Source organism: Lacrimispora indolis DSM 755 (assembly GCF_000526995.1).
In the GTDB taxonomy this organism is placed as follows: domain Bacteria; phylum Bacillota; class Clostridia; order Lachnospirales; family Lachnospiraceae; genus Lacrimispora; species Lacrimispora indolis.
The window spans coordinates 3,966,234-3,990,800 of record NZ_AZUI01000001.1 but is presented as its reverse complement, the minus strand read 5'-3'; the positions used below and the strand labels follow the sequence as shown (position 1 = coordinate 3,990,800).

Genomic DNA, 24,567 nt, shown 5'->3' with positions numbered 1-24,567 from the left:
TCACCTCTCTTTCATTATTTACTCTTAGCCTGATTGATACAATCCTTTACCGCTGCCTTGATTGCGTCACAGGATACTGTTGCTGAGGTAATCCCATCTACTTCCCAAGTTTGTGTCTCCACCATTTTGGATGGCAATTCTTCAATTGCTCTGTCACCAATGCCAACCGTTTCATTTTGATCAGTTACTGTTACAGATACAATGGAATCCTTATCAAACTCCACTTCCACCGAAACATCGCCCCCATATCCTTCGGCAGACGCAGTATAAGTCCCGGCTTCATATATTCCCGAAGAACCGCTGCATCCGGCCAAAGAAACCATCATGCATAAGACTATCATTAATGCATAAATCATCTTTTTCACTGTTCATTTCCTCCATTTGCTTATCACTGATCCTGTTTTTGAAAGACTTGCCCACGCACACCATAAGGCAGGCATACGGGCACATCCAGAACGGGATGGCGAACAACTGCCGCCTCCACGTTGAAAACCTCCCGAAGCGATTGAGGTGTGATTACATTCCCCGGTGAACCAGAGCAGTGCTTTTTTCCATCCTTGACTGCCACCAGATAATCGGAAAACATGATGGCGTGATTTAAGTCATGTAAGACCATAACCACAGTAACATTCTGTTCCGAATTCAGCCTTTGCAAAAGCTGTAAAATTTCCAGCTGATGCGAAATATCCAGATATGTTGTTGGTTCATCTAAAAACAGAATATCTGTTTTCTGTGCCAGTGCCATGGCTATCCAGCCTCGCTGCCGCTGCCCGCCCGAAAGCTGATCCATTTCCCGGTCAGCAAGCGCTGACATACCTGTACTGGATAAGGCCCATTTGATAATTTCCCTATCCTTTTGCGTAAGTCCCGATAATTGACTTTTGTAGGGGAATCGCCCGTATTCCACCAAATCGCTTACTGTAATACCCGTGGGTGTCTGCGCACCTTGGGGAAGGAGCGCCAGTCTTTGCGCCACCAATTTGGTGGGCATGCTGTGAATGGACTGCCCATCCAGATAAACCGCACCGGCCGACGGTGCGATCAGACGGGACATGGTTTTTAAAATGGTTGATTTTCCGGAGCCGTTGGAACCGATTAGTGTCGTTATTTTCCCTGCGGGGATTTCTATATCCATATCACGGAACACTGTGACACCGTTATAACCGGCGGACAGTTTGTCAGCTGTAATACAGGATTTCATGATTTGTTCACCTCCTTATACCTGCCTGCGAAGCAGAATTAGAAAATAGGGCGCGGCCAGAACAGAAATCACGATTCCGACCGGTATTTCAATGGTTCCAAAAAGTGAGCGCCCTATGGTATCCGCAAGAAGCAGGAGCAATCCTCCAAACAGCATGGATACAGGCAGAAGTACATGGTGCCGCCCGCCTACAAATCTTCTTGCTATATGGGGTGCAACCAGTCCGATAAAGCCAATACCGCCGCTGACAGAAATGCAACTGGCCGCCAGCGACACTGCCACAGCCAGCAAGACTTTTCGTTCTCTTTCCACCCGGACGCCCAGCGCAAGGGATACTTCTTCTCCCAAAAGCAGTAAGTCCAAAACACCTGCTTTTGTGAAAAGCAAGGGAAGCAGAATCAGTAGATAAGGAAGCAGCGCTTTCACCTGATACCAGCTGGTTCCCCAGATATTACCTGCCAGCCACCTGGCCACCAACTGATAACTGCTGTTTTCCATGTCGGCAGCCATAATCAGCATTACGGACGAAAAACCAGCTGAAAGACCAATACCGCCAAGCAAGAGATAAGCCGGCCTGACTTTTCCGTTTCTTTTTGAAAAAACGTATAGCAATCCCGCCACCAGCAGCCCTCCCGCCATGGCGAAAAGCGGCTGATAGATCATGGTGCTGGTGTGCAAAGCAGGGAAAAGCGTCAAAAACAGCATGACCGTAAAGCCCGCTCCTGCGTTGATTCCCAATACACCCGGATCAGCCAGCGGGTTTTCTGTCACCGCCTGCAGTATGCAGCCGGATAGGGCCAGCCCCATTCCGCACAGAACGGCAAGGACTATGCGTGGGAGGCGAATCTGCAAAAGAATAACGGATGCATTTGGAGCGCTTGGATGTAATAGGCTTTCTGCCACATCAGAATAAGGAATGCTCGAATAGCCACTGTTGATGGACAGCAGAACAGCCGCAATTACCGCCACCAGGAGGACCCATGGTACAAACTTCTGCCTGCATTTCTTTTTCATAGAATCGCTCCTTTCTTCTGGTATGTCAGTGCCAGAAAAACTGGGACACCAATGGCTGATACCAGAGCACCTACCGGCGTATCAAAAGGAGCGTTAATGGTACGGGCTGCAATATCGGCAAGCACAAGCAGAATCGCCCCCAGAAGCGCAGAGATTGGTAAAAGCCTTCCATAATCCTCACCGGCGAGGAATCGTGCAATGTGAGGCACAATCAGCCCCAGAAATGATATTCCGCCCACTAAGGATACGCTCGCCCCGGCCAGAATAAGCACCACCACAATGCCGGTGAGCCGAACTGCCCATATGTTTACACCAAGCCCCGCCGCGCTTTCCTCTCCCAGAGCCAATACTGATAATCTCCCTGAAAGGAGCAGACTGACAAAACCTGCGCCCAAAATCCATGGAATGGTCAGGAGAAGGTTCTGCCATGTAATGCCGGACAAGCTTCCAGCTGTCCAAAAAGACAGCGATTTGGAAAGCCCGAAGGTAAGAGAAACCCCCTGGCTCAATGCAGTCAGTAAGGCAGAAACGGCAGAACCTGCCAATATAAGCCGGATAGATCCGGTTTTGTGCCTGCCGATTCCCAACCCATAGACCATCAGCACGGCCAGGGCCGCTCCCATAAAGGCCGAAAGCATCGTACCGAGGCTTGATAAGGACGGCAAAAGAACTGCGGTCAGAGCAACGAGGAATCCTGCCCCCGCATTGATTCCCAAAAGCCCGGCATCCGCTAAAGGATTTCTTGTCACACCCTGCATCACGCCGCCGGCAAGGGCAAAGGCCGCCCCGGTAAAGCAGGCGGCCAATGCTCTGGGCATACGCATTTCAAGCATAATCCTTCCCATGTCGGTTGATCTTACCGGATGCAAAAGCGCATCTATCAAAACATTCAGATTTCCGCCTGCCACACCTACACTGGCTGAGAGCAGGAGGGAAAACAGTAAGATACACACCATCAGAATAAGGGAAAGCGCAAACCCCGCTTTTGTCCGAATCCATTGTAAGGGGATAGGGGGAGGGCTTGCCGGGGCCTGAGGCTTACTCGACATTGTTGTGGTTGATAATGGCGTTTGCCAGTTTCTCCATGTACAGTAGCTTGCCGTTCGCCGTGTACGCCATATTATACTGCGCCTCATTCTTACCGTAATATACGTTTCCGTTTTTTACTGCCTTCAAGTTCTGCCAAACAGGGCTGTTTCCGGTATCTCCAACCCGTCCGTCATCGCTAAAAAAGAAGATGTGATCTGCATCGATTTTCGAAAAATACTCCGCGTCAACGACCTCTCCCCACACGCCTTCCGGAACTCCGGACGAGGGAGCCAGCTTCAGTTCATCGTATATCAACTCACCCGGGCCTCCGGTCCGGTAAACGTAATAGGAACCGAAATGTACCGAATTAGCTTCCAGAACGGCAAAGGTGCCATCGCCAACCACTTCCTTGACCTTTGCTGAGAGCTCGGCTGCCTTTGCGTCATAGTCAGAAAGCCACTGCGTTACAATATCCTCTTTGCCGAACCACTGGCCAAGCTGCTGAAAACGTCCCCTCCAGTTGACATAGCTGATGTCGTCGTTGATCATGACCGTAGGGGAGATAGCTTTGAGCTGCTCATATACCTTATCATGCCGGATATTCATGATAATAAGATCTGGCTTTAGCTCGGCAATTTTTTCAAGGTTCAAATCGCCCGATGCGGAAGCTCCGGAGTAGTTGCCCACTGTCTCAATATTGTTTTTAGTGAAATATTCCTGAAGATAATCCGGCACTGTTATACCGTCAAACATACTGGTGTTGGCCGAGGCGATAAATGGCATGTCCAAAATAATCAGTTCATCAGCCAAGCCCGAAACATCTACAATACGCTGCGGATTGGCAGGAATCTCAACCGTGCCCTTCATATCTTCAACCGTAATGGTACCGCCATTTTGACCTTCCGGTTTTGTATCCAGAACGGAAGATGTTGGCTGCCCTGATGTTTGCGGGTTATTTGCTGCGGGCGAGCATGCGGCCAGTGCCAAAGACAGCATGAGGAAAATTGGAATTATAAGTCGCTTCATCACTTTAAACCTCCTAATATTAATTGTACTTTGATTAGTTAGAGAAAGCTAACCTTGGTCAGTATACGAAAAAGCAGGCTTTCTTTCTGCCCTGAAACGGAGGTTCCCTGCCCCTTAACGGAATTACATGATTCAGCGGCTTTTTGTATTGCTGATCAGCATTAGATGTTTATTGTAGATAGTCCCTATTGACTGGTTAGGTAAAACTAACTATAATAGTAATGGATTCATAGGTCGTTTTCTGCCTTCCGGCGGATTTTCTTTGTCCCAAGATGGACATTATAAAGGTTGATAAAATGTCATATTTACCGTTAAAATTTGAAGCATCAAATATATTTCCAAAAGAAACAATTGCGATACGGCCGGATGTACATATCGTGGTGTCCTCTGGTACATTTTCCAACATAGTAAAGAGAAAATCCGGCACCACATCTCCTGTGTTTGAGCTAAGCTATACGCGAAAAACTCCCATTTGCGGCGAAGTGAGCCGCAAACCTGTGGAGCTTCGACCCGGATATGCATCGCTGGGTTTTCTGGGAGAAACCAACGCATATTCAGAATACAATAGCGGCCAAGAGGTGCATCTATATTCTATTTGGGTCAGCCCACGCACGTTTGATGGCTTTTGTGAAGCTGTCTGCGGTAAAAGTAATATTGGGTTCCGCTCTTTCCAAAAGGATTCGTATTCCTTCTACGGCTTTAAAAGCGATGCGCGGGAAGAAAGCATCGTAAACAAGCTGGATCTCTGCTTCATAAAAGAAACAAATCAAATAAATAAGCTTTTGCTGGAAAGCTATATTTTAGAGCTGTTATCCATCAACATTGACAGACTGCTTTGTAAGGACAATGGAAGGAATTCCATAAGCCAGCTTTCCAGAACCGATATTGATAGTTTGACATATGCACGCGAGATTCTGCTAAACCGGCTGGAATCCCCCCCTTCTCTGCTGGAACTATCCCGTATGATTTGCATGAACGATTGCAAACTTAAGCGTTCTTTTAAGCAGTACTTCGGAAACACTGTTTATGAATTTGTCCGGGAGCAGCGGCTTGAAAAAGCATTTGCGTTGTTAGAGCAAGGAAAACATAACGTGAGTGAATCGGCCTTTGCTGTGGGGTATACAAACGTAAGCCATTTCTCGGAGGCATTTCAAAAAAAATTCGGTATTCTGCCGCGGGAGATGATAAGGTGATCTTCACAAAACAGATTTCCACCTATTATCCGTCAGAAGCCGTGCGAAACGGTCAATGAAAAGGAGGGGCCCGCTAAATACGTAGCGGGCTCCTCCTTTTTTGCTTTTCCATTCTTCTATATTTCTGATTCTGCTTCATTCAAATGCCGTCAATCGTCATAAAAAAGCAATCCGGTTTTTACCAGCCTGTTTTGCCTGATACATGGCCCGGTCCGCTCTGGAAAATAACTTTTGATAATCCTCTCCGCCCTTTTCGGTAATGGAAACGATTCCAATGCTGACAGAAAGATGGCCCCTTTCTTCCGGTATTATCCTTTCTACCTTGTCCAACAGATTCTCCGCCCTTTCCCGGACATTTTCCTTTGTCGTAAAAACAACAAATTCATCACCGCCTACCCTTCCTACCAGATCCGGCTCCGTGTAAATATCGCAGAGCATTCCACTTACCTGCATCAGGATCCTGTCTCCGGCCAGATGGCCGAAACAGTCATTGATTTCCTTGAAATTATCAATATCGATCATGCAAAGCCAGCCCCAGCCTCCGTCCTTTAATTTTTCTTCCACCCGGTATTCAAAGGCTGTTTTGTTGTATAAGCCCGTGAGTCCATCCTTTAAAGACTGAAGCAAAAGCTGCTCTTCCCTCGCCTTCAGTCCGGTAATATCCTGAAGCTTTCCAATAAGCTTAACAGGACCTGATGTCCGATCCTCCCACTGAGCGGTAAGCTTGCAGCCGCACCAGTGATATGGTTCACCCATTTTTCCAAGGCAAAATTCAAAGGAACGGATTTCTCCGTCTTTGGGAGCATTGTCCCGATGCTTTGCAAGAATCCTCCCAAAAGTCCTCAAATCGATCTGTCCCCTGGCATTTGGTGACAGATATAGCCTCTCATCCATATAAGAATACTCAAATAAAACCGTATCTTTAAAAAAACCAATGTTTCTGTACATTTGCTCCGTCTCACTAAAACGGAAGAACTCATGCTCGTTTATCGTACTCCGCTCCTCGAACCGACTTCCTGAATTTCCTGTCATGATCCTTCCCCCTGTACCTGCTGGAATCCTTCATTCAGCATCTTTTCCATTCGTATATGGTATATGATAACGCTTTTCATCCGTATATGCAACCAGTTTTTCAACCATTATTACGCATATAATACGTAGCATCTGCATAGAATATCCTTTATGATTAACCTAGAGGTGATAATGTTGGATGTACAGTTTGTCAGGAATAGAATCACGGAACTTCGCCTGAAAAAAGATATCTCCGAATATCAAATGAGCCTGGATCTAGGGAAAAACAAGAGCTATATCCAGGGAATTTCTTCAGGACGTTCCATGCCATCTATGAAACAATTTTTTGAAATCTGCGATTATCTTGAAATTACTCCCATAGAATTTTTTAATACGGAAATAAAAGAACAGCCTCTTCTAAGGGAGGCCGCTGCGCTGATGAAAGACTTGACCAAAGAAGATTTGGAAGCGGTTTTCCCCATATTGCTGCGGCTCAGAGCAAATGCGGACAATCAAAAACAGGCAGAACCGTAACTTACGGTCCTGCCTTGTTTTATCCGCTAAACAGCTCTAGTATTCTCTTTCAGCCATAAGGCTTCCTCCCCAGTGAAATACGGGGAAAGGGCCTCATAAACAGCCTTATGATAATCATTTAACAGCTTTACATCACGTTCTGTCATAATGGATGTATCAATGGCTTCCAGATCAATGGGAACCATGGTCAGGAATTCAAACTCCATAAACTGTCCATACTCGTTCTTTTCAGCCTTTTTGCACACAACCAGGTTTTCTGTACGGACGCCGTGGCTGCCCTCTATATATACTCCAGGCTCATCGGAAGTAACCATACCTTCCTCCAAAACACTGTTATCCTGACGTTCCGGAACCATTCGCCATCTGATTCCATTGGGGCGCTCATGGACATTCAGCAAATATCCCACTCCATGACCGGTTCCATGGTCATAATTAATGCCGCGGCTCCAGAAGGGTTCCCTTGCCACATAATCCAGGGTCAGCCCGCGGCAGCCATAAAGGAATTTCACTGCTCCCAGGCGAAGCATGCTGATGACCGTAAGTGTAAAATGTTCTCTCTCTTCCTCTGTCAGCGGTCCTACTGCAATGGTCCTGGTCACATCGGTGGTTCCTTCATAATATTGTCCGCCTGAATCTACCAGATAAAGGCCTTTTGTCTCTATTTTCACATCGCTCTCCCCAGTGGCTTTATAATGGCACATAGCCGCATTTGCCCCATAAGCGGAAATCGTATCAAAACTCTGTCCCAGATTTCCTTCCTGCCGGGAACGCAGGTCATCTAAATACTCCTGTGCGCTGACCTCTGTGATGGTTTCCTTTCCCACATTCTGCTTCAGCCAGTAGATGAATTTTACCATGGCCACGCCATCCTTGATATGGGCTTTTTTCATGTTTTCCACTTCCACCGGATTTTTCATAGCCTTTAACAAAGCGGTTGGGTTCATCTTATCAATGATTTTGTTAGAACCGTCAAGATTTTTTACTATAGCGTAATTGGTCCTGGCTGTCTCTAAAAGGACTTTTTGATTCCTTAACTGCTGGACGGCTGTATAAATATCGTTATAAGGGCATACAGTTACGGAAAGGCCCTTAAAATAGGCTTTCACCTCTTCCTTTAACACCGTTTCATTGATGAAGAGATAAAAGCGGTCCAGAGTGATCATTGCATAGGAAAGCACTACCGGATTGCACACCACATCATTTCCCCGGATGTTTAAAAGCCATGCAATGTCATCCAATGTGGTAAGAATATGAATCGTCGCCTTTTCCTTCTTCATCTGGCTTCTCAATTCTTCTATTTTCTGAGCAGAAGACTTTCCACCATACTTCTCCTCAAGAATCCAGGCCGGCTCTGCAGACAGCTGCGGACGTTCCTTCCATATAACATCCACAAGATCAGTCTGATAAGCCAGGGTCACATTTTTTTCCGACAGCAGATTTTCCAGTTCCTGCCCCAGCTGGCAGTTTATCACACGGCCGTCAAATCCCAGGCAACCGCCTTCTGGAAGGACCTGCTCCAAATATTCCCCAATCTCAGGAACTTCCGGCTGTCCCATTTTCTGCAGGGTAACTCCTGTCCCTTCAAGCTGTTTTCCGGCTTGTACAAAATAACGTCCATCGGTCCACAAGCCGGCCCCATCCTTTGTGATCACAGCCGTACCTGCTGATCCGCTGAATCCAGTCATAAATTCTCTGCATTTAAAATATTCTCCCACATACTCAGATTCATGAAAATCCGAGGTTGGGATCATATAAGCATCCATTTGGTGCTCTGCCATCAGGCTTCTTAATTGTTCCAGTCTTTCCTGAATCATTGCTTTATCTCTCCTTTGGTTTCAAAATAATTCTCTATAGCCGCCCCAATTCCTTCGCTGTAGGTGGGATGGGCACGCATGGCAAGCATAAGCTGTTCAGCTGTCAGCCCGTTTGCAATAGCCGTCGCCATCTCACTGATCATATCCGTTGCCCTGGAGCATACGATCTGGGCCCCCACCAGAGTGCCGGAATATTCCTCAAACACCAGATGGATAAACCCGTTCTGCTCCCTGCTTATAATAGACTTTCCATTTCCGCTCATGGAATAGCGGCCACAGCTCACCTTCATGCTGCAGGCTCTTGCCGCCTCCCTGGTAAGCCCTACGGAAGCGATCTCCGGTTCTGTGTAAATGCAGCTGGGCACCACAGGCAGTTTGACAAACATGCCGTTTGGTACCACAGAAAGCCGGATGGTATGCTCAACTCCTGCAATCTTTTCTACCACATAAGTTCCTTGTGCAGCTGCCACATGGGCCAGCTTGATATGAGCCGCCACATCACCGATGGCATAAATCCCAGGTTCACTGGTCATAAATTCTGAGTCCACCTTCAGATGCCCATTCTCTGTTTCAAGATTTACATCCTGCCCCATCAGCCCATCCAGGCAGGGGGCCCGTCCTGCCGCCATGAGAACCTGCCCGGAACGGACGGTCTGTTCCTCACCGTCCACTTCAAACATACATATGAGTCCCTGATTAGGCTCTTCCCGTATCTCCTTAACCTTTGCCTTGCAGTGTATGGCGATTCCTTTTCTTCTAAGTTCCTCTTCCAAAGCCTGGGAAACTTCAGAATCCATTGGTCCCAATAAGTGGGCCTCGCTCTCCAGTATGGTCACATGGGAACAGAGGGCACTGAAAATGGTGGCAAATTCCACCCCGATCACCCCTCCTCCGATGATGGTGAGACGATCGTAATTCCACGTATCAGAGGCCAGCAGCCGGTCACTGGTCAGCACTCCGGGAAGGTCTGCTCCCGGGATCTTTAACGTCACCGGCCTGGCTCCGGCGGCAATGATGATATGATCCGCCTCATAATAATCCTTGCCCTCCGGGCCGTTCACCTCAATGGTCCGCCCCCGGCGTATGGTGGCTGTCCCGCAAATGACGGATATTCCGGCTGCCTCAATAAGTTCCTCCACTTCCTTGCGGTACGCCTTGACAGAACGCTTTTTATAATTCTGCATCTTTTTAAAATCAAATGAAATAAAATCCGTGGATACTCCGAATTCATCACTGTTTTGAAGCGCCTCAAAAATACTGGAGGCATGGAGCAGCGCCTTGGTGGGAATGCAGCCCTTATTGATGCAGGTTCCTCCCAGCCTTTCCTTCTCCACAATGGCGGTCTTAAGCCCCAGACCGGCTGCTTTTAAAGCCGCCGTATATCCGCCCGGCCCTCCGCCGATCACCACAATATCATAATGTTCTGCCACTTACTCCTCCTATCGGATCATTCCAAAATACAGGCAGGCTTTTTTGATTCCCTCCTGATCAATCGGATCCGTGATATAATCAGCCGCTCTTTTCAGCTCAGCCATGGCATTGCCCATGGCAATTCCCCTTCCTGCCAGCTTTATAATATCGTAATCATTCATGCTGTCTCCAAAGGCTACTGTTTCCGTAAGAGGGATTTTGTAATAATCGCATAGCCTCACAAGGCCCATGGCCTTTGAGGCCTTTCGTTCCACTACATCTGCTCCCTTTTTATCGGCAAACATATGTACATGGATCTCCGGAAACTCCTCTTCCATGGCCTTTGCACCGGCTTCATCCCCGATATAGGCCATGGTGCGGACTTCCAGTTCCACAAGCTTTCCTGGATCTTCGAATCTTCTTCCGCATTCTCCCCAAAGATTTGTGTCATGTCTTTTTACTACCTCCGGATGGACATAATAATCCAGATCCCCCACGGTGGTACCCACGCTGTGAGGAGTTTTCTCCGCATAAGACAGAATCTTTCCCAACAGCTCCTTATCAAAGGTATGTTCATAAATGACTTTATCTCCAACAGTCACCTTTGTCCCATTGAGATGGATGATCGCGTCCGGCCTTACCATATCCCGGATCCCGGTACTGAAAACAGAATCCATATCTCTGCCCGTCGCCAGGACTATGGTGTAATTCTCTCTCAGCTTTTCTATGGTTTCCAAAGCGCTGGCAGGAATTGTCCAGTCCTTATGGTCCAGTAATGTCATGTCTACATCAAAGCTCACGATCGGTTTCATCTATTTTCACCTTTTTTTCTTCCTAAAATAATCTTTCTTTACCATAATATCTTAAATTTGAAATTTTTTCAAGAAATATACTTTACCAATCCGAAACTTTCTGCTATAATACCATATGTGTCAAGGAAACGGAGTATGGCGTAGCTTGGTAGCGCGCTCGGCTGGGGGCCGAGAGGTCGCAGGTTCAAATCCTGTTACTCCGATCAAAATAGGAAATACTGGATACCTTATTTTACAAGGTTTCCAGTTTTTTTTCGTCTTAAAATTCCCCTCATTTTTCGAATACAGTTGAAATAACTCTTTGTTTGTGTGTAATATCGACATAATGCAACGTGACGAACAAAAAGAAAAAGACGATGGTAACCAATCGTCTTTACATATTTGAGCCATAAGACAGTTCTTTAATCTCAATCACATCAACCTAGGTGGCAGCAAAAACATATGACTGCTTAGTCAATACCCAAGAGTCTCTCTATGTAATACTGAGTATTTATAACAAACCACATTTGGGCATCAAATCTCATAATCGTCCATAGAGATATGCCGTGGAAATTATATTCTGCCACCAGACCGGCCCTTGCGTCAAAGCTTCTTGCATCTTTAGTCCATACTACATGCAGATTCTGATCGCTATCCGTATAGTAGAAGTAAGCTGACTGTGCTGGTTCATTAAATTGTATTGGTACGCCGTTTTCCGCTGCTATTTGTACCGCATTATTATAGGTTATTGCGGCAGCATCTGTGGCACCGGGAACATATGGAAGTGTCCAATCATAACCTAAAGAAGTAACTCCTAAATAATTTTTTTCAGGAGGAATAGTATTAACCATATAATCTAATAAATCTCTTAAGATATTAACTGGATAAATTGCGCTTGGAAAACTGTAAGTCCTTGCCCAGTCATATGAAGCAAATATGACCGCATCTACAAATTTAGATAACCTTGAATAATCTATTTTTTCAAAGCCAACGCTGGAATCACCAATATTCGTAGCTGGTGATATGGTAATCATTATCTTGTATCCTTCTGAATGAAACATCACAGAGGCTCTCTGCAAATATTCTGCAATGCTATTTATGTTGTTATAAGTAATGTTTTCGGTATATATGTTAATACCATAAAAACCTTTCGTTTTCATTATATGAAGAGCATTCTCAATAAGGCTGACCTGCACAGAGGGATTATTTAAAATATTATAGGTCACTTCAGGACTGACTATTCCTTCTTCCGACATAGTGGAAACGAGCATCATGGGTGCAACACCATAAGATTTGGCCAACTGGATAAGTTCAGTGTCGTCGGATCTGAAGATGATTTCACCCTCACTTGTAGCTCTATAGTTGAATATGGTCAAATAAGTTAAAAAGGGAAGAGTTTTTATTAAAACAGATTTATCTATGTATGAAAAGGTATAGCCAATAGTGGTAATTGTTCTTGTTTTGTTTGTTTGATACTTGATCACTATGGTTTCACCTACGTACAGCATTCCCCTATCGGAAAGATAGGGATTATTTCTTAATAATTCCATTGTTGATACATCATACCGCTCTGCAATACTCTCCAAAGTATCACCAGCTTGGATGGTATAGAGTATTTCCGGTTGAACAATCACAATAGTTTGACCAATTGCTAAATTATCAGGGTTTATAATTCCGTTTTCTAATATTAATCTGTTAACAGAGACATTGTATTGCTCTGCGATTGAATAGATCGTTTCGTCGGGTTCAACTACATGTGTGGTCATGGCTTCCCTCAATAATCTTATTAATTCTATTATATGCCAATACTACCTGCCCATGACAATATATTACAAACAATTACATAATTTCTTGATAGCATACGAAATAAGGAAACATATATTCTATTGAAAAAATTATTCAAACATAATACTTAATCACGAAAACACCAAAACGCCGTTGTACTGAACAAAGAAGTCACAGATGTAACCGTATCTGCTGATACTAAACTGGAAGTTTCTGATGAGGCTAAGGTGTCAGCCATACCAGATGGTGCTGAATTTTTGAAAAAATTTTCTGTTGAAGAATAACTGAACAAGTGGTAAAATTATTATCCTTGGCAATTGCCAAAGGATTAAAAAAGTGGACCATTCGGTGGACCAAACCTATGATAGGGAGAAAGCATTGAAATAACTTGAAATAAATATGGTCTTCTTATAATTGTGAAATTACCTTGGCTCTGCCAAGGGCTTTGCGGCGTAATTCACTAACGTAATTCACTAACGTAATTCACTTAAATCGACTTATGAAATCCAGGAGGTGTGTTTTATGAGTTATTATGAACTTGACATGGAACATTATCCGCGAAAGGAACAGTTTGACCTTTTCCGCAATCTCGCTTATCCATATGTAGGTATGACTGTGAATCTGGATATTACAGATTTTATGAGCTGTATCAAAGAAGAAGGGCTGCCTTTTTACCTGACTTTCCTATACGCGGCGGCACGGACTGCTAACTCTATCCCGGAATTCCGCCGCCGTCTCCGTGGAAACGGGATCATTGAATATGATCACTGCATTTCTTCCTACACCCTGGCACTGGAAAACGAAAGCTATTGCTATTGCACCGCAGATGACCGGCTGCCCTTTGATGAATTTCTAAAGGATTCCAAGCAGCGTCAGGAACTGGCAAGGCAGAGCCAGACTCTTGCAGAGGGTGAGGATGAAGACCAACGCTTTTTCCTTTCCAGCATTCCCTGGGTAAGCTATACTTCCATCGTTCAGCCGGTTCCGGTTCCTGCGGACAGCAACCCTCGTATCACCTGGGGAAAGTATTTCACCTCAGAAGGAGACATAAAAATACCGGTATCGGTCCTGGTGAATCATGCACTCATGGATGGACTCCATATTTCAAAGTTTTATTCAGGACTTCAAAGCAGTTGCCACCGCATGGACTGGCTGGTGTAAAATGTTTGAATTATTGGAATAATTTCGCTTGCCTTTTCTTAAGTTTTCAGTTAAAATGCTTTTATGGAGACATAGCTCAGCTGGGAGAGCATCTGCTTGACGTGTAGAGGGCCGCAGGTTCGAGTCCTGTTGTCTCCATTATTTTTGAACCCTAGTAAATACGAGAACTCCTTGTAAATACTGGGGTTCTTTAATATTATGCTTTACAGTTATTTGCTGAATAAGGCATGTAAATACCCATAAATATAATACGACATCACACGGAAATGATATAATTCACTCATTTAAAAGGCGGGCCCGGAATACCGGATACCCGCCTTTCTAATTACTGATTTGACACAACAATTTCATTAATTATTATATTCATTTACTTCAAAGTATGAAATCTGATCGTATGCAATATAATCTTTGCGGCTTGTGAACGATGCTTTATTGTGATTCTTCTCAATCATATAGGTCGGGCTTGATGCAGCTTTGCCATTATACCATATCATAAAGTCATTGATTTTATCTGAGGTCATCTCATATTCTTTTCGTTCGCCAGTTACCATGGTGATTACAAGAAGAGCCTTGTCGCCAGTCGGCTGGTTTGGGTCAACTAAAGTTGTCGGAGTGGCCGAAGCTTCATTAGAATCCACCCCCTCACTTCCGTTTATGATTGCAGTTACAACATAATAATATGTAGTTCCATTGGTAACGTCGTTATCGGTATAGGCAGTGCCTGTTATATCAGTTGCAATTGTTGTGTATGGGGCACCTGCAACTCAAAAATGATACAGCAAAAAATAAAACAATACCACAAATAGTATGAATCAATTATAATTGCCAAACTATAATAGCAATATTTCACTGATCTCAGAGATTAAAAAGCGCCGTCCTGATCTGGCGTGAGTGTCACAGGCTCCGTTGCCATCTTAACTCCATTTTATTGCAATCTCCTCATCTCTAATGTATAATAATTACAAAAACTTACAATAGGGGGTTTGTATGAAAAAAGTAAAAATTCTTTTAATAACAGCCTGTATTTCATATCTCTTCTCCATTCAGTCCTTTGCCGGTTGGGTACAGCAGGCTAATGGTCAGTGGAAATACGACCAGAATGGAATACCGGTAACAAGCCAGTGGATTGAGGATCAGGGAAACTGGTACTATTTAGATGCAAATGGCATAATGCTCATAAACACTACGCAGAACATTGATGGTATAGTTTATACTTTTGATGCTTCTGGGAAATGGGTAGATCCAAACACTTCCAATGTAATAACCTACCGTACTTTCACCAATACAGAAATTAGATATTCTCTTCAAATTCCCTCCGATGTAGCCACAACTGCTTTTGACGGAAATACAGAAACTTTTGATATATCCTCGCAAAACATATTAATCTCATTTAATAATTATATAATACCTGCACATCTTGACCCTCAAGTATGGGCAGCCGCTTTTGAAGCAGGATTTATTGATGGCATAAAAGGAAAATTATCTTTTATTGACAAAACCAACACCCAACTAGGTGAATTTGCAGCTACTAAGACTCGATATCTTTACGAGGATAATATCAGCCTTGATTTTTACAATTGCACCCGGGGCTATAAAACGTTTGTTGTTTGTGCCATGTACATCCCTGAAACTCAGGCAAAGGTTCAAGAAATTTTAAATACATTAAAAGAACTACAATAATTTATAGTTATTAAAGTTGCCCGCCTACTGTGGCGGGCTTTTTTTTTGCTTAAATATCATTATCCAGATCAATCGTCCATATTAACAGTGAACAAATCCCTCAGCTATGCTAACAGACTCTCACCAGCACTCCGCCTGCCGTATTGTCTAAAAAGTACCAATCTTACCAGTATCCAATATCGTTACTGAGAAGGTCATGGCAGGCAGTCCTTACAGGATGTAATTCTGTTTTGTAGCCCTGGCATGTTCCGCAGAAAGCATGGCTGCATGCTCTTTTTTACTGCTCAATTTGTCACCTTCCTCTGGATATTCTTTAAATTATTTTCTACACTGTAATTATAAATTGAAAGGCGGTTTATGTATAAATGATTAACTTCTTTCGTTGGTCTCGGTTGACCTCTGTATATGATTCAGTTGATAAAAATCGGATTCAAGAAAATCTTTCTAAAAATAATATAGCATTTAAAGTTAAAGTGAGCGACTTATCTGCCAGAAATCCATTCGATTTTCCCCATGCGGGAATAGGAACAAATAAACTGAAATTATCCTATACATTTTATGTTAAAAAACAAGATGTTGAATTTGCACTGCACTTATTGAAATGAGCCGTCATATTTCAGTTTTACTGCATTAAAAAACTACTAACTTAATATTTCACAGTTAGTAGTTAATTGACCTCTTATTTGTATTAAATTGATATTTAATTTCCTTTGTTATTCCAGACACTAGCTAAAATATCTTTGAATACCAAAAAAGCATCTGTATCATTATATCCATATTCCTTTTTCAAGTGATATAGCATTTCTCTTATTTTAGGAATATAATCATTAACATTAACCTCTTGCTGATAAGTTGTTAAAATCGGATACTTTTCACCCCACACCTTTGTCCAATCAATTTCCTGTTGCTTTTCTTCACTGGTCTTTTCAATAACCTGCTGTATTTCCTTTAAATCAATATCAAACTCTATCAGTTCATCTAAAGATAAACCATATATAGTTGCCAACTTTTTTGATTGGCGTATGTCAGGAAGCGTTTCGTCGAGTTCCCATTTTGAAATGGTTTGTCTGCTCACTCCTAATTCTTCTGCAACTTCTTCCTGTGACAGCCCTCTTTTCTTTCGTGCATTGAACAAATTACTTCCTAAGTTCATCAATTCCACCTCCAAATTTAATATAAGATAAGTATATCAGTATATAGAAAGAAATCTACCAGTAATAGTCTGCACTTATGCACTTTTTCTTAACATTCTTTAGAGTTGAATTTTGATTTTCTAACCTAAGGATACTGCAGTCTCTACTAACTATCAATATTAAGTTATCAATGTACAACAAATTAACTAAATCTTAAGTTACTGGTTTAACCACTTCCCTTAGCCTACTTTTCCATTTTTTAATTTACTGTTTATTACCATTATATTTTTATAGATTATGCTCATAATAATATTGTGTTCATCAAAAAACACATCATTATAGACGGAGGTGTCAAGCTATGGATGGCAATGCGGAAATAACAATAGGTTGTTAATGAAGTATTGTTGACAGCTTAAACCTAGGTCAGAAAAATGTCCTCATACTAATCTTGAGGGCATTTTTCTTTATAGCCCGTTCAAAATAGGGATGTCAATTAATTTTCAGTTACATGAATTCCTTGTGAGTTGCAGCTCCTGGGATTTCTTTTCCATTCTTCCGGCATATATCAATTATCCTGATCAATTCATCATGAAATTTCATCTATTATCGTATACCATTATTTGATTCTCTTCTTGTTTTGTAAAATCACCTCCATTTTTAGTTCTGAAAAAACCGCCAAGATATATTGACTTGCTTCTGAAAATATTCTATGATTAGGTTGTCGATCAAAATTACCAAAATTTTCCACACATTATTCATTGCTATGATTATGCAATTTTTTCAGGATGTTTAAAGGAGTGCAAAATGGACTTAAAAGAGCGTATCAAAGAATTATGCAAGAAAAATAATATTTCAATGAACCAGCTTGAACAAGAACTTGACTTTAGCAAGGGATATATCAGCAAACTTGGAAAAAGCACGCCTAATGCTACGAAAATACAACAATTAGCCAATCGTTTAGGGGTCACAGTAGATTATCTTATGAATGGAACCGTGAAGAGAGATGATAGAGAGTATTACTATACTAACGAGGAAACCTGTAAAATAGCTCAGGAGATTTTTGAAAATCCGGATCTGCGGTCATTATTCTATGCTGCAAAGGACTTGTCATCTGAAAGGCTAAAAGCACATATAGACTTTATGCAGTCTCTGAAACGTCAGGAAGAAAAATATAATGATGAAGGGTGTTGACGTAAATGAATACACCCATTACTCACAGAAGCAATCGGAGTTTACTTTTTAGATTTGGATAGCGTAATTGAGGAACAAGTGATCTCTAATAGTGATGGGAGTTTTACTATTATAATAAATTCAAGACTGAACCAGGAACGTCAAATGCTAGCGTACCAGCACGCTCTTTTACATATTGCCAATGATGATTTTAGTAATAAGAATGTCGATTCTATAGAACTGGCCATGTAACAAATGACAGCTGATTAAATAGCCTATGGCTTTTTAATAATATGAACAAAAGAAAGAAGGAAATGAGTATGGGAAAAGAAAAACCAACAACAAAAATTTGTAAGCATTGTAAAACAGAAATTCCTTATGGGGCTAAAGTTTGTCCGCAGTGCCGAAAAAAACAAGGATTGGGAGGATGCCTTACAGCCATTATAATATTTATTGCGCTTGGCTTACTTGGCTCCTGTTTAGCTGGTAAAGGCAATGAAACAGTTAATACTAGTTCAAAAAATCAAATAGTGTCCGAAAAAGAAGAATCAACAGAAATGCAGGCAGAAACTGAAACCTCAGCTGTGCCAAATGCTTCTGAGTCAGGAACTGATTCCTCACCTACAGCAGATACCTCTGCTCCGGATCAAAAAGAAACTGCAGAATTGACTATGGGGCAAAAAAATGCCCTGTCAAAAGCTGCATCTTATCTAAGTTTCACAGCATTCTCTTATAGCGGTTTAATTAAACAATTAGAATATGAACAATTCTCTACAGAAGATGCGACATACGCAGCAGATAATTGCGGAGCAGATTGGAATGAACAAGCTGCAATAAAGGCACAGGCCTACTTAGATATGAGTTCTTTTTCACGAGGTTCACTAATAGACCAGTTGAAATATGAGGGATTTACCCAAGATCAGGCGGAATACGGTGCTACTGCCGTAGGTTATTAACAAATAGAAAAACCGCCCGGTGCTACCAACACCGAACGGCTTTACATAGATTTTCTCTTACCAGGTAAGCCCAGAAAGATATATCACCTTAGACGAGTGAATTATATCATTTTCGGAGCGTCCTGGCAAGGGGCGTTATTTATATACTCAAAAACAGATTGGTTTCTCCTGCCGTGCTGCATTTTTTAATATGCGGCACAAAATGCAGCACATTTAATAAAATTGGCGGGCCCGGAATACCGGATACCCGCTATTTTATATTAATAACACTTTCACATACAATTTGTTTCTCAAACTAACGTCAATTACTCTCTTACTCTTACATATACCTGAACAATCATGTTTCCCTCTTCATCCGTTGCGGTATTTAAGCTAACCCTTCGCTTACTGCCGTAACCCTTCCTTTACTGGAAACTTTCTCTATTGATGAATCCATCAACTTCTAACATTCCTATACCAAAAATCCATGTAGTCAGACTGTAAATGCGAGAATACGCTATACAATCCCTGCCGACTATCACAACAGCCCCAAAACGGTGTCTGTAAACAATCTGGTACTACTCTCAGTTCGATATGGCTCCAGAGTATTAATTATAATTGTCTGCTCACAAACACACTTTCCTTCCGCTCTGTGTATAACTAACGGTTGTAAGCCTGTAATAATTTGTATTATTGTGTCGTATTTTCAGACATTAACAATCAATCCACAATTATTTCCACATTATTGTGGATAAGTGTCGTTTTGAGAACACAAACCTTAACGCCCCCAGCCTCGAATTATGGCGCAAACTCGTACATGTATATTCCGGCATCAACGCCGATAAGGTTAAATGAACCAAGCCTTTTTGACCATTGCGGCCTCTGCTAAGGCCGTCCTGTGAGTTTCTTTCTTCCGATTTTCATTTGATTATTATCTCAATCTATTACCATTTCTTTGTTTGACAAAAAATAACATGTATCTTGAATCAACACATATACTATAACGATTAATAAAAATCCCAAGAGGCCGCCAATGCCCATAAGTGATTTAGGTACAATCTCACAATTGGGACGAATACTGCAAGTTAATAATGCAATGGTTGCAGAAGTTTTCCTCCGCAGTAAAACTACCGGATATATAAACATTATCTTTGCCAGGACTGAACAAAATCAGACTGTATCTGAATTCTTAAGGCTTAATGTAAGCTTTGAGACTGCCATTTTAAATTCATCCGGCCAACATATGTGCTTATGCGACATCCAAAAAGGCATGCTGGTAGACTCCTTATTTTCGCCAATCATGGAAAGACGCATTCCGCCCCAATCCAACGCCTTTTTAATTGTCGCAAGAAGTTACAATCAGCCGCCGCTGGACTCCATTACAGGCCATATCACAAACGTAGATATTGAAGGTTATTATTTCTATCTTGCTGATCCTTACAATACAGAAAATCAAATAAATTTTTTAGTCAGCAATACCACTTCGATTCGCGATAGAAATGGGAACTCTGTCCCCTTTCGTTCACTTCGCCCCGGTTTATTAGTAAACGTGACTCATTCCAATATTGAAACCGGGGATATTCCGCTTCAAGCTGACGCTTTCCATATTCAAACAATATAAATTGTATCCAATACTGCCAGCAGACCTCAGTCAGCCTGCTGGCTATCGCTTTATCCTGATTATAATTGCAGCCGGCAGGATTCACCCAATCTTGCCGGCTCCTCCCCTTTTATGGGGCAGCCTTTCTGTTATATGATTTACATATCAGATTGTAATCCTGTTATCTCCGTTTCTATTCATCTCAAAAGCACCGGAAGTCCATGTAAATACCATGACTTCCGGTGCTTTTATTTTTTGTTGAATCACTCAGTTTTTCTTTAGAACTGAGTTGGCACAACCTTATTCTAAAGAAGCAGCCACTTCATCAACCATTGCATTGGTAGCCGTAATGCCTCCGGATACAACATACCAGTTTGTGGAATCCAGATAAACGATGTGATCATTTGCCGCCGCTTTCGTTCCATTCATCAGTTCATTATCCAGCAGCTTTTGGGCGCCGGTGGCTTCCGCAGCGCCGGTGGCAGCACCGCGATCTATAACAAACAGGTAATCAGGATCCTTTTCAGCCAGATATTCAAATGTAGCTGTTTGGCCATGGGTAGAGTCATCAACCTGATCGTCAGCTACCTGAAAACCAAAGTCATCATATACAATTGAAAAACGGGATCCCTGTCCGAAAACGCTCAGTTCACTGTCATTTGCCATGATTACCATTGCATTCCATTTACCAGCTGTTACCTTTTCGTTAACCGCTTTGATTTTTGTATTAATTTCCTCTGCCGCTTTGGAGAATACATCAGCTTTGGACGGGAAAATCTGAGAAAGAATATTCAGATTTGCCTGAAAGCTCTCAAAATAATTGGCGGAAGGCATTGTCATATGTACGGTTGGTGCAATTTTAGACAGCTCCTCATAGGACTTTGCTGCCCTGGCGCTGATCAGGATCAAATCAGGCTTCAGTTCGTTCACCACTTCAAAGTCAGGCTCATGTAAGGAACCTGCAACCTTATATGCTTCACCGGAAAATTTGCTTAAGTGTTCCGCCAGATTGCCGCCCATGCCAAGACCGATCACATCAATCCCCGCATAATCCAGAGCATCCAGTGTGCCGTAATCAAATACAACTATACGCTTAGGTTCGGTTGTCAGGGTTGTTTCCCCCAGATCATGTTTTACCGTGATCTCCTTTGGTTCCGTGCTTTCCGCCTCAGTACTGCTTTCCGCTGCAGCACTGCTTTCCGCCTGGGAAGTTGGCGCAGCGGAAGTATTCTTGGCGGAGTCAGTCCCTCCGCAGCCAGTCATGGATATGGTCATGGCAAGACCTAGTAACATTGCAGCTGCCTTTTTTTTCATAATTGAATCTCCTTTCAATACTATACATTTTATTTGATCAGCCCTAACGGCCAATGCAACTATTTGAAATATGCGCATAAGCGCATACCGTCTACCTCATGGATGGTAAAATCCATGTCGTAAACTTTGTTTAATTCCTCCGGGGTAATCACCTCCTTTGCTGTTCCGTTTTTCAAAAGCCTGCCATCCTTTAATGAGATAATGTAATCCGAATAAGCCGCCGCAAAATTGATATCGTGTAGCACCAGCACCACTGTTTTTCCATGCTCATCCACAAGGGTGCGCAAAAGCCGCATGATCTGAACAGAATGCTTCATATCCAGATTGTTAAGGGGTTCATCCAGAAGAATATACTCTGTATCCTGGGCAATGACCATGGCGATAAACGCACGCTGGCGCTCGCCGCCGGAAAGCTGATCAATAAACGTATCCCCATAGCGCTCCATTTCCATGTAACCGATTGCTTGTTCCACAAGCTGCCGGTCCATATTGGTGAGCTTTGCCTGAGAATGAGGATATCTGCCGAAGGATACCAGTTCCCTCACGGTGAGCCTTACACCCACATGGTTTGTCTGACGCAAGGTGGACAGCTTTTTTGCAAGTTCACTGCTTTTAAAGGAGGATATGGACTTTCCGTCAATGCTGATTTCCCCTTCTCCCGGCATCAGACGGGAAATTACGGAAAGCAGCGTACTCTTCCCTGCTCCATTTGCGCCGATTAAGGTTGTAACGGCATTCTTTTGAATGACTGTGTCAATACCGGTCAGAACCTGTTTTTCACCATAACGTTTTCCTATATTTTTTGCAACAATCACATGCGTCCCTCCCGAATCAAAAGAATAATAAAATAGATGCCGCCGATAAAATTGATGATGACGCTGATGGGCGTGCTCAGTGCAAAGACCCGTTCTGCCATAAACTGTCCTCCCACCAGGGCCGCTCCTGCAACCAGAACTGCGGCAGGAATTAAAATGCTGTGTTTATAGGTGGCAAGCATTTGTCTGGCAAGATTGGCGGCAAGCAGGCCCAAAAAAGTAATAGGTCCTACTAATGCAGTGGAAACAGCAATCATGACGGACACAATCAGCAAGTACTTTTTGACAGAACTCTGATAGTCCACACCAAGCCCCACCGCAATGTCCTGGCCCAATGACATCACATCCAGCCGGTGGATCTTATGGAAGCCCAAGGCCGCTGTACAAGCCATAAGAACGGTAGCAATCCCCAGAAGGGACGTATTCACATTGTTAAAGCTTGCAAACATCCTTGCCTGGACAATCATAAATTCATTGGGATCAATGATGACCTGCATAAAAGTGGCAAGACTGGAAAATAAGCTGCCTAACATCATACCGATGAAAATGATAACAAACAGACGGGTGTTCTCCCTTTTAAATACGAATCTGTAAAGCAGCAGGCTAAAGCCCGCCATGATACAGACTGAGATGAAAAAGTCTGTTATTTTGGACATTACGGCAAGCTGTTTGGCTCCCATGATAAATACGACCAGTGTCTGTACAAAAAGATACAAACTGTCCAGTCCCATGATGGCAGGAGTCAGGATACGGTTTCCCACCACGGTCTGGAATACAATGGTAGAATAACCGATGGCAGCTCCTGTTACAAAAATGGCCGCCAGCTTAACCAGCCGTCTTGGAACATTATAGCCGGCATTATCCGGATTCAAGCCCCAGACAACGTATAAGAGCGAAACCACAAACGTCAATAGAAAAAGCAAAAACAAAATCTTACGCAGCTTCATAAACCCTCCTTCCTGCAAGCAGGGCCAGAAACAGCCCGCAGCCGATAATACCTACCGTTACGCTGATGGGTATTTCAAAAGGAAAGATGATCAGGCGGGAAATGATATCGCAGGCCAGCAAAAACAGACCGCCTAACAAAGCAATATCAACAATACTTTTGCGCAGGTTGTCACCATAATAAAGCCTTACAATGTTTGGTATAACAATGCCGATAAAGGGGATTGCCCCAACCGTCACCACAACAACCGAGGTCATGACCGCTACGATGGACAGCCCTACCTGCACGGTTGTAAAATAGGAAATCCCCAGATTGCCGGAAATGTCTTTTCCCATGGCTACCACGGTAAAACGGCTGGCGTAAAACATTGCCAATACCAGAAAAGGAAGTCCCAGATATAAAAGCTCATACCGTCCCCGCAGCACCATTGTAAAACTCCCTTGCATCCATGAGGTTATGTTTTGAATTAAGTCATGGCGGTAAGCGATAAAGGTTGTGACCGCCCCTACCACATTTCCAAAGAGTATTCCCACAAGGGGAATCAATGCAGCATCCCGCAGCTTAATCGCCTGAAGAAGCTTTAAAAAAAGCATGGTTCCCAGAAAAGCGGAGCCAAAAGCAATCAGCATTTTAACACCAGGGGCCGCACCAGGAAATAGTAAAACGGCTATCAGCACGCCTAATTTTGCCCACTCTGTCGTGGAGCCTGTTGAAGGGGAAATGTAGCGGTTGGATGCCAGCATCTGCATGATCACCCCTGATACGGCCATGCCCATCCCGGCTACCAAAATGCTGATCAGCCTGGGAATACGGCTCACAAGCATGATTTTCATTTGGTCTGCCTCGGTAAACAGGCTTTGTATTGTAATATCTTTTACACCGATAAAAAGAGAGATAAGGCCTAAAATAATAATCGCAAGTATGTAAACAAATTTTTTCATTGAATCCCCAGTCTTGACACTTTCGCGTTCATAACTATAATAGTAAGTATAAGTTAGTTTTAGC

The 24,567-nt window shown here is 43.1% G+C and carries 23 protein-coding genes and 2 tRNA genes; 9 read left to right on the top strand and 16 right to left on the bottom strand.

The annotated features are described in order from the left end of the window. Positions 1-14: 14 nt before the first annotated feature. From K401_RS0119115 to K401_RS0119095, 5 genes are all read right to left on the bottom strand, one after another. A complete protein-coding gene (locus K401_RS0119115) occupies positions 15-356 on the bottom strand; it encodes an FMN-binding protein (protein ID WP_029695098.1) in 342 nt (113 codons plus the stop codon). A 32-nt stretch (positions 357-388) separates the two neighbouring features. Next, positions 389-1,201 (bottom strand): ABC transporter ATP-binding protein, encoded by an 813-nt coding sequence (locus tag K401_RS0119110; protein WP_024294460.1) that lies wholly within the window; start codon positions 1,199-1,201, stop codon positions 389-391. A gap of 15 nt (positions 1,202-1,216) precedes the next feature. Continuing rightward, positions 1,217-2,215, bottom strand: a complete 999-nt coding sequence (locus K401_RS0119105; RefSeq protein ID WP_024294459.1) for a FecCD family ABC transporter permease — start codon at positions 2,213-2,215, stop codon at positions 1,217-1,219. Continuing rightward, on the bottom strand, positions 2,212-3,171 hold the full coding sequence (locus tag K401_RS0119100; protein WP_242837878.1) for a FecCD family ABC transporter permease: 960 nt from the start codon (positions 3,169-3,171) through the stop codon (positions 2,212-2,214). The genes K401_RS0119105 and K401_RS0119100 overlap by 4 nt, the downstream gene beginning before the upstream one ends. A gap of 82 nt (positions 3,172-3,253) precedes the next feature. Continuing rightward, positions 3,254-4,270, bottom strand: coding sequence for an ABC transporter substrate-binding protein (locus K401_RS0119095; protein ID WP_029700888.1), 1,017 nt, complete (start codon positions 4,268-4,270; stop codon positions 3,254-3,256). Between the two features lie 296 nt (positions 4,271-4,566). Between K401_RS0119095 and K401_RS0119090 the strand changes: the two genes are divergently transcribed. Next, positions 4,567-5,463 carry a helix-turn-helix domain-containing protein gene (locus K401_RS0119090; RefSeq protein WP_027352388.1) on the top strand — a complete coding sequence of 299 codons (897 nt, stop codon included), beginning with the start codon at positions 4,567-4,569 and terminating at the stop codon, positions 5,461-5,463. Positions 5,464-5,619: 156 nt separating this feature from the next. Here the strand turns inward: K401_RS0119090 and K401_RS0119085 are convergent, their stop codons facing one another. Then, a complete protein-coding gene (locus tag K401_RS0119085; RefSeq protein ID WP_024294455.1) occupies positions 5,620-6,495 on the bottom strand; it encodes a GGDEF domain-containing protein in 876 nt (291 codons plus the stop codon). A 171-nt stretch (positions 6,496-6,666) separates the two neighbouring features. On the opposite strand from K401_RS0119085, the gene K401_RS0119080 reads away from it, so the two are divergent. After that, complete coding sequence (locus K401_RS0119080; protein ID WP_330362285.1) at positions 6,667-7,008, top strand: helix-turn-helix transcriptional regulator; 342 nt, start codon at positions 6,667-6,669, stop codon at positions 7,006-7,008. A 26-nt stretch (positions 7,009-7,034) separates the two neighbouring features. On the opposite strand, the gene K401_RS0119075 is transcribed toward K401_RS0119080, so the two are convergent. The 3 genes from K401_RS0119075 to K401_RS0119065 are packed head-to-tail and all read right to left on the bottom strand — an operon-like array spanning position 7,035 to position 11,044. Then, positions 7,035-8,822 carry an aminopeptidase P family protein gene (locus K401_RS0119075; RefSeq protein ID WP_024294453.1) on the bottom strand — a complete coding sequence of 596 codons (1,788 nt, stop codon included), beginning with the start codon at positions 8,820-8,822 and terminating at the stop codon, positions 7,035-7,037. After that, positions 8,819-10,252: a dihydrolipoyl dehydrogenase gene (gene lpdA, locus K401_RS0119070; protein WP_024294452.1), complete on the bottom strand. Its 1,434-nt coding sequence runs from the start codon at positions 10,250-10,252 to the stop codon at positions 8,819-8,821. The genes K401_RS0119075 and lpdA overlap by 4 nt, the downstream gene beginning before the upstream one ends. Before the next feature lie 9 nt (positions 10,253-10,261). Next, positions 10,262-11,044 (bottom strand): HAD-IIB family hydrolase, encoded by a 783-nt coding sequence (locus K401_RS0119065; RefSeq protein ID WP_029695096.1) that lies wholly within the window; start codon positions 11,042-11,044, stop codon positions 10,262-10,264. A gap of 129 nt (positions 11,045-11,173) precedes the next feature. Here K401_RS0119065 and K401_RS0119060 point away from each other — a divergent pair. After that, positions 11,174-11,247: transfer RNA gene (locus tag K401_RS0119060), tRNA-Pro, on the top strand. Positions 11,248-11,493: 246 nt separating this feature from the next. Here K401_RS0119060 and K401_RS0119055 read toward each other — a convergent pair. After that, positions 11,494-12,789 carry a LysM peptidoglycan-binding domain-containing protein gene (locus tag K401_RS0119055; protein WP_024294451.1) on the bottom strand — a complete coding sequence of 432 codons (1,296 nt, stop codon included), beginning with the start codon at positions 12,787-12,789 and terminating at the stop codon, positions 11,494-11,496. Positions 12,790-13,330: 541 nt separating this feature from the next. Between K401_RS0119055 and K401_RS0119050 the strand changes: the two genes are divergently transcribed. Both K401_RS0119050 and K401_RS0119045 read left to right on the top strand, forming a co-directional pair. Beyond that, positions 13,331-13,969 (top strand): CatA-like O-acetyltransferase, encoded by a 639-nt coding sequence (locus K401_RS0119050; RefSeq protein WP_024294450.1) that lies wholly within the window; start codon positions 13,331-13,333, stop codon positions 13,967-13,969. A gap of 65 nt (positions 13,970-14,034) precedes the next feature. Beyond that, positions 14,035-14,107, top strand: a tRNA-Val gene (locus tag K401_RS0119045). A 212-nt stretch (positions 14,108-14,319) separates the two neighbouring features. On the opposite strand, the gene K401_RS0119040 is transcribed toward K401_RS0119045, so the two are convergent. Then, the gene (locus K401_RS0119040) at positions 14,320-14,607 is read right to left on the bottom strand and encodes a hypothetical protein (RefSeq protein ID WP_024294449.1); all 288 of its coding nucleotides are present in this window, start codon (positions 14,605-14,607) and stop codon (positions 14,320-14,322) included. A 349-nt stretch (positions 14,608-14,956) separates the two neighbouring features. Here K401_RS0119040 and K401_RS0119035 point away from each other — a divergent pair, with 349 nt between their 5' ends. Continuing rightward, the gene (locus K401_RS0119035; protein WP_024294448.1) at positions 14,957-15,649 is read left to right on the top strand and encodes a hypothetical protein; all 693 of its coding nucleotides are present in this window, start codon (positions 14,957-14,959) and stop codon (positions 15,647-15,649) included. 700 nt (positions 15,650-16,349) lie between these two features. Here K401_RS0119035 and K401_RS0119025 read toward each other — a convergent pair. Then, entirely contained in the window at positions 16,350-16,802 is a 453-nt protein-coding gene (locus K401_RS0119025) for a helix-turn-helix transcriptional regulator (RefSeq protein WP_024294446.1), read from the bottom strand. A 784-nt stretch (positions 16,803-17,586) separates the two neighbouring features. On the opposite strand from K401_RS0119025, the gene K401_RS0119015 reads away from it, so the two are divergent. The 3 genes from K401_RS0119015 (at position 17,587) to K401_RS0119005 (ending at position 20,508) form a co-directional block, all read left to right on the top strand. After that, complete coding sequence (locus K401_RS0119015) at positions 17,587-17,973, top strand: helix-turn-helix domain-containing protein (protein WP_024294445.1); 387 nt, start codon at positions 17,587-17,589, stop codon at positions 17,971-17,973. A gap of 299 nt (positions 17,974-18,272) precedes the next feature. Beyond that, a complete protein-coding gene (locus K401_RS33645; RefSeq protein WP_024294444.1) occupies positions 18,273-18,908 on the top strand; it encodes an Ltp family lipoprotein in 636 nt (211 codons plus the stop codon). Between the two features lie 1,012 nt (positions 18,909-19,920). Then, positions 19,921-20,508 (top strand): hypothetical protein, encoded by a 588-nt coding sequence (locus K401_RS0119005; RefSeq protein WP_024294443.1) that lies wholly within the window; start codon positions 19,921-19,923, stop codon positions 20,506-20,508. Between the two features lie 279 nt (positions 20,509-20,787). Here the strand turns inward: K401_RS0119005 and K401_RS0119000 are convergent, their stop codons facing one another. Genes K401_RS0119000 through K401_RS0118985 form a run of 4 tightly spaced genes read right to left on the bottom strand, consistent with a single transcriptional unit; the run spans position 20,788 to position 24,503 of the window. Next, the gene (locus K401_RS0119000; RefSeq protein WP_024294442.1) at positions 20,788-21,801 is read right to left on the bottom strand and encodes a siderophore ABC transporter substrate-binding protein; all 1,014 of its coding nucleotides are present in this window, start codon (positions 21,799-21,801) and stop codon (positions 20,788-20,790) included. Between the two features lie 59 nt (positions 21,802-21,860). Beyond that, positions 21,861-22,616, bottom strand: a complete 756-nt coding sequence (locus K401_RS0118995; protein ID WP_024294441.1) for an iron ABC transporter ATP-binding protein — start codon at positions 22,614-22,616, stop codon at positions 21,861-21,863. Next, the gene (locus tag K401_RS0118990) at positions 22,613-23,563 is read right to left on the bottom strand and encodes an iron chelate uptake ABC transporter family permease subunit (protein WP_024294440.1); all 951 of its coding nucleotides are present in this window, start codon (positions 23,561-23,563) and stop codon (positions 22,613-22,615) included. Before K401_RS0118990 ends, K401_RS0118995 begins: the two co-directional genes overlap by 4 nt. Then, positions 23,550-24,503, bottom strand: a complete 954-nt coding sequence (locus tag K401_RS0118985) for an ABC transporter permease (protein WP_024294439.1) — start codon at positions 24,501-24,503, stop codon at positions 23,550-23,552. The genes K401_RS0118990 and K401_RS0118985 overlap by 14 nt, the downstream gene beginning before the upstream one ends. Between the last annotated feature and the right edge of the window lie 64 nt (positions 24,504-24,567).

Coding starts and splice junctions, on each gene's coding strand:
- K401_RS0119115 (WP_029695098.1), bottom strand. CDS start 356: ATGATTTATGCATTAATGATAGTCTTATGCATGATGGTTTCTTTGGCC.
- K401_RS0119110 (WP_024294460.1), bottom strand. CDS start 1,201: ATGAAATCCTGTATTACAGCTGACAAACTGTCCGCCGGTTATAACGGT.
- K401_RS0119105 (WP_024294459.1), bottom strand. CDS start 2,215: ATGAAAAAGAAATGCAGGCAGAAGTTTGTACCATGGGTCCTCCTGGTG.
- K401_RS0119100 (WP_242837878.1), bottom strand. CDS start 3,171: ATGGTGTGTATCTTACTGTTTTCCCTCCTGCTCTCAGCCAGTGTAGGT.
- K401_RS0119095 (WP_029700888.1), bottom strand. CDS start 4,270: ATGAAGCGACTTATAATTCCAATTTTCCTCATGCTGTCTTTGGCACTG.
- K401_RS0119090 (WP_027352388.1), top strand. CDS start 4,567: ATGTCATATTTACCGTTAAAATTTGAAGCATCAAATATATTTCCAAAA.
- K401_RS0119085 (WP_024294455.1), bottom strand. CDS start 6,495: ATGACAGGAAATTCAGGAAGTCGGTTCGAGGAGCGGAGTACGATAAAC.
- K401_RS0119080 (WP_330362285.1), top strand. CDS start 6,667: ATGTTGGATGTACAGTTTGTCAGGAATAGAATCACGGAACTTCGCCTG.
- K401_RS0119075 (WP_024294453.1), bottom strand. CDS start 8,822: ATGATTCAGGAAAGACTGGAACAATTAAGAAGCCTGATGGCAGAGCAC.
- K401_RS0119065 (WP_029695096.1), bottom strand. CDS start 11,044: ATGAAACCGATCGTGAGCTTTGATGTAGACATGACATTACTGGACCAT.
- K401_RS0119055 (WP_024294451.1), bottom strand. CDS start 12,789: ATGACCACACATGTAGTTGAACCCGACGAAACGATCTATTCAATCGCA.
- K401_RS0119050 (WP_024294450.1), top strand. CDS start 13,331: ATGAGTTATTATGAACTTGACATGGAACATTATCCGCGAAAGGAACAG.
- K401_RS0119035 (WP_024294448.1), top strand. CDS start 14,957: ATGAAAAAAGTAAAAATTCTTTTAATAACAGCCTGTATTTCATATCTC.
- K401_RS0119025 (WP_024294446.1), bottom strand. CDS start 16,802: ATGAACTTAGGAAGTAATTTGTTCAATGCACGAAAGAAAAGAGGGCTG.
- K401_RS0119015 (WP_024294445.1), top strand. CDS start 17,587: ATGGACTTAAAAGAGCGTATCAAAGAATTATGCAAGAAAAATAATATT.
- K401_RS33645 (WP_024294444.1), top strand. CDS start 18,273: ATGGGAAAAGAAAAACCAACAACAAAAATTTGTAAGCATTGTAAAACA.
- K401_RS0119005 (WP_024294443.1), top strand. CDS start 19,921: ATGCCCATAAGTGATTTAGGTACAATCTCACAATTGGGACGAATACTG.
- K401_RS0119000 (WP_024294442.1), bottom strand. CDS start 21,801: ATGAAAAAAAAGGCAGCTGCAATGTTACTAGGTCTTGCCATGACCATA.
- K401_RS0118990 (WP_024294440.1), bottom strand. CDS start 23,563: ATGAAGCTGCGTAAGATTTTGTTTTTGCTTTTTCTATTGACGTTTGTG.
- K401_RS0118985 (WP_024294439.1), bottom strand. CDS start 24,503: ATGAAAAAATTTGTTTACATACTTGCGATTATTATTTTAGGCCTTATC.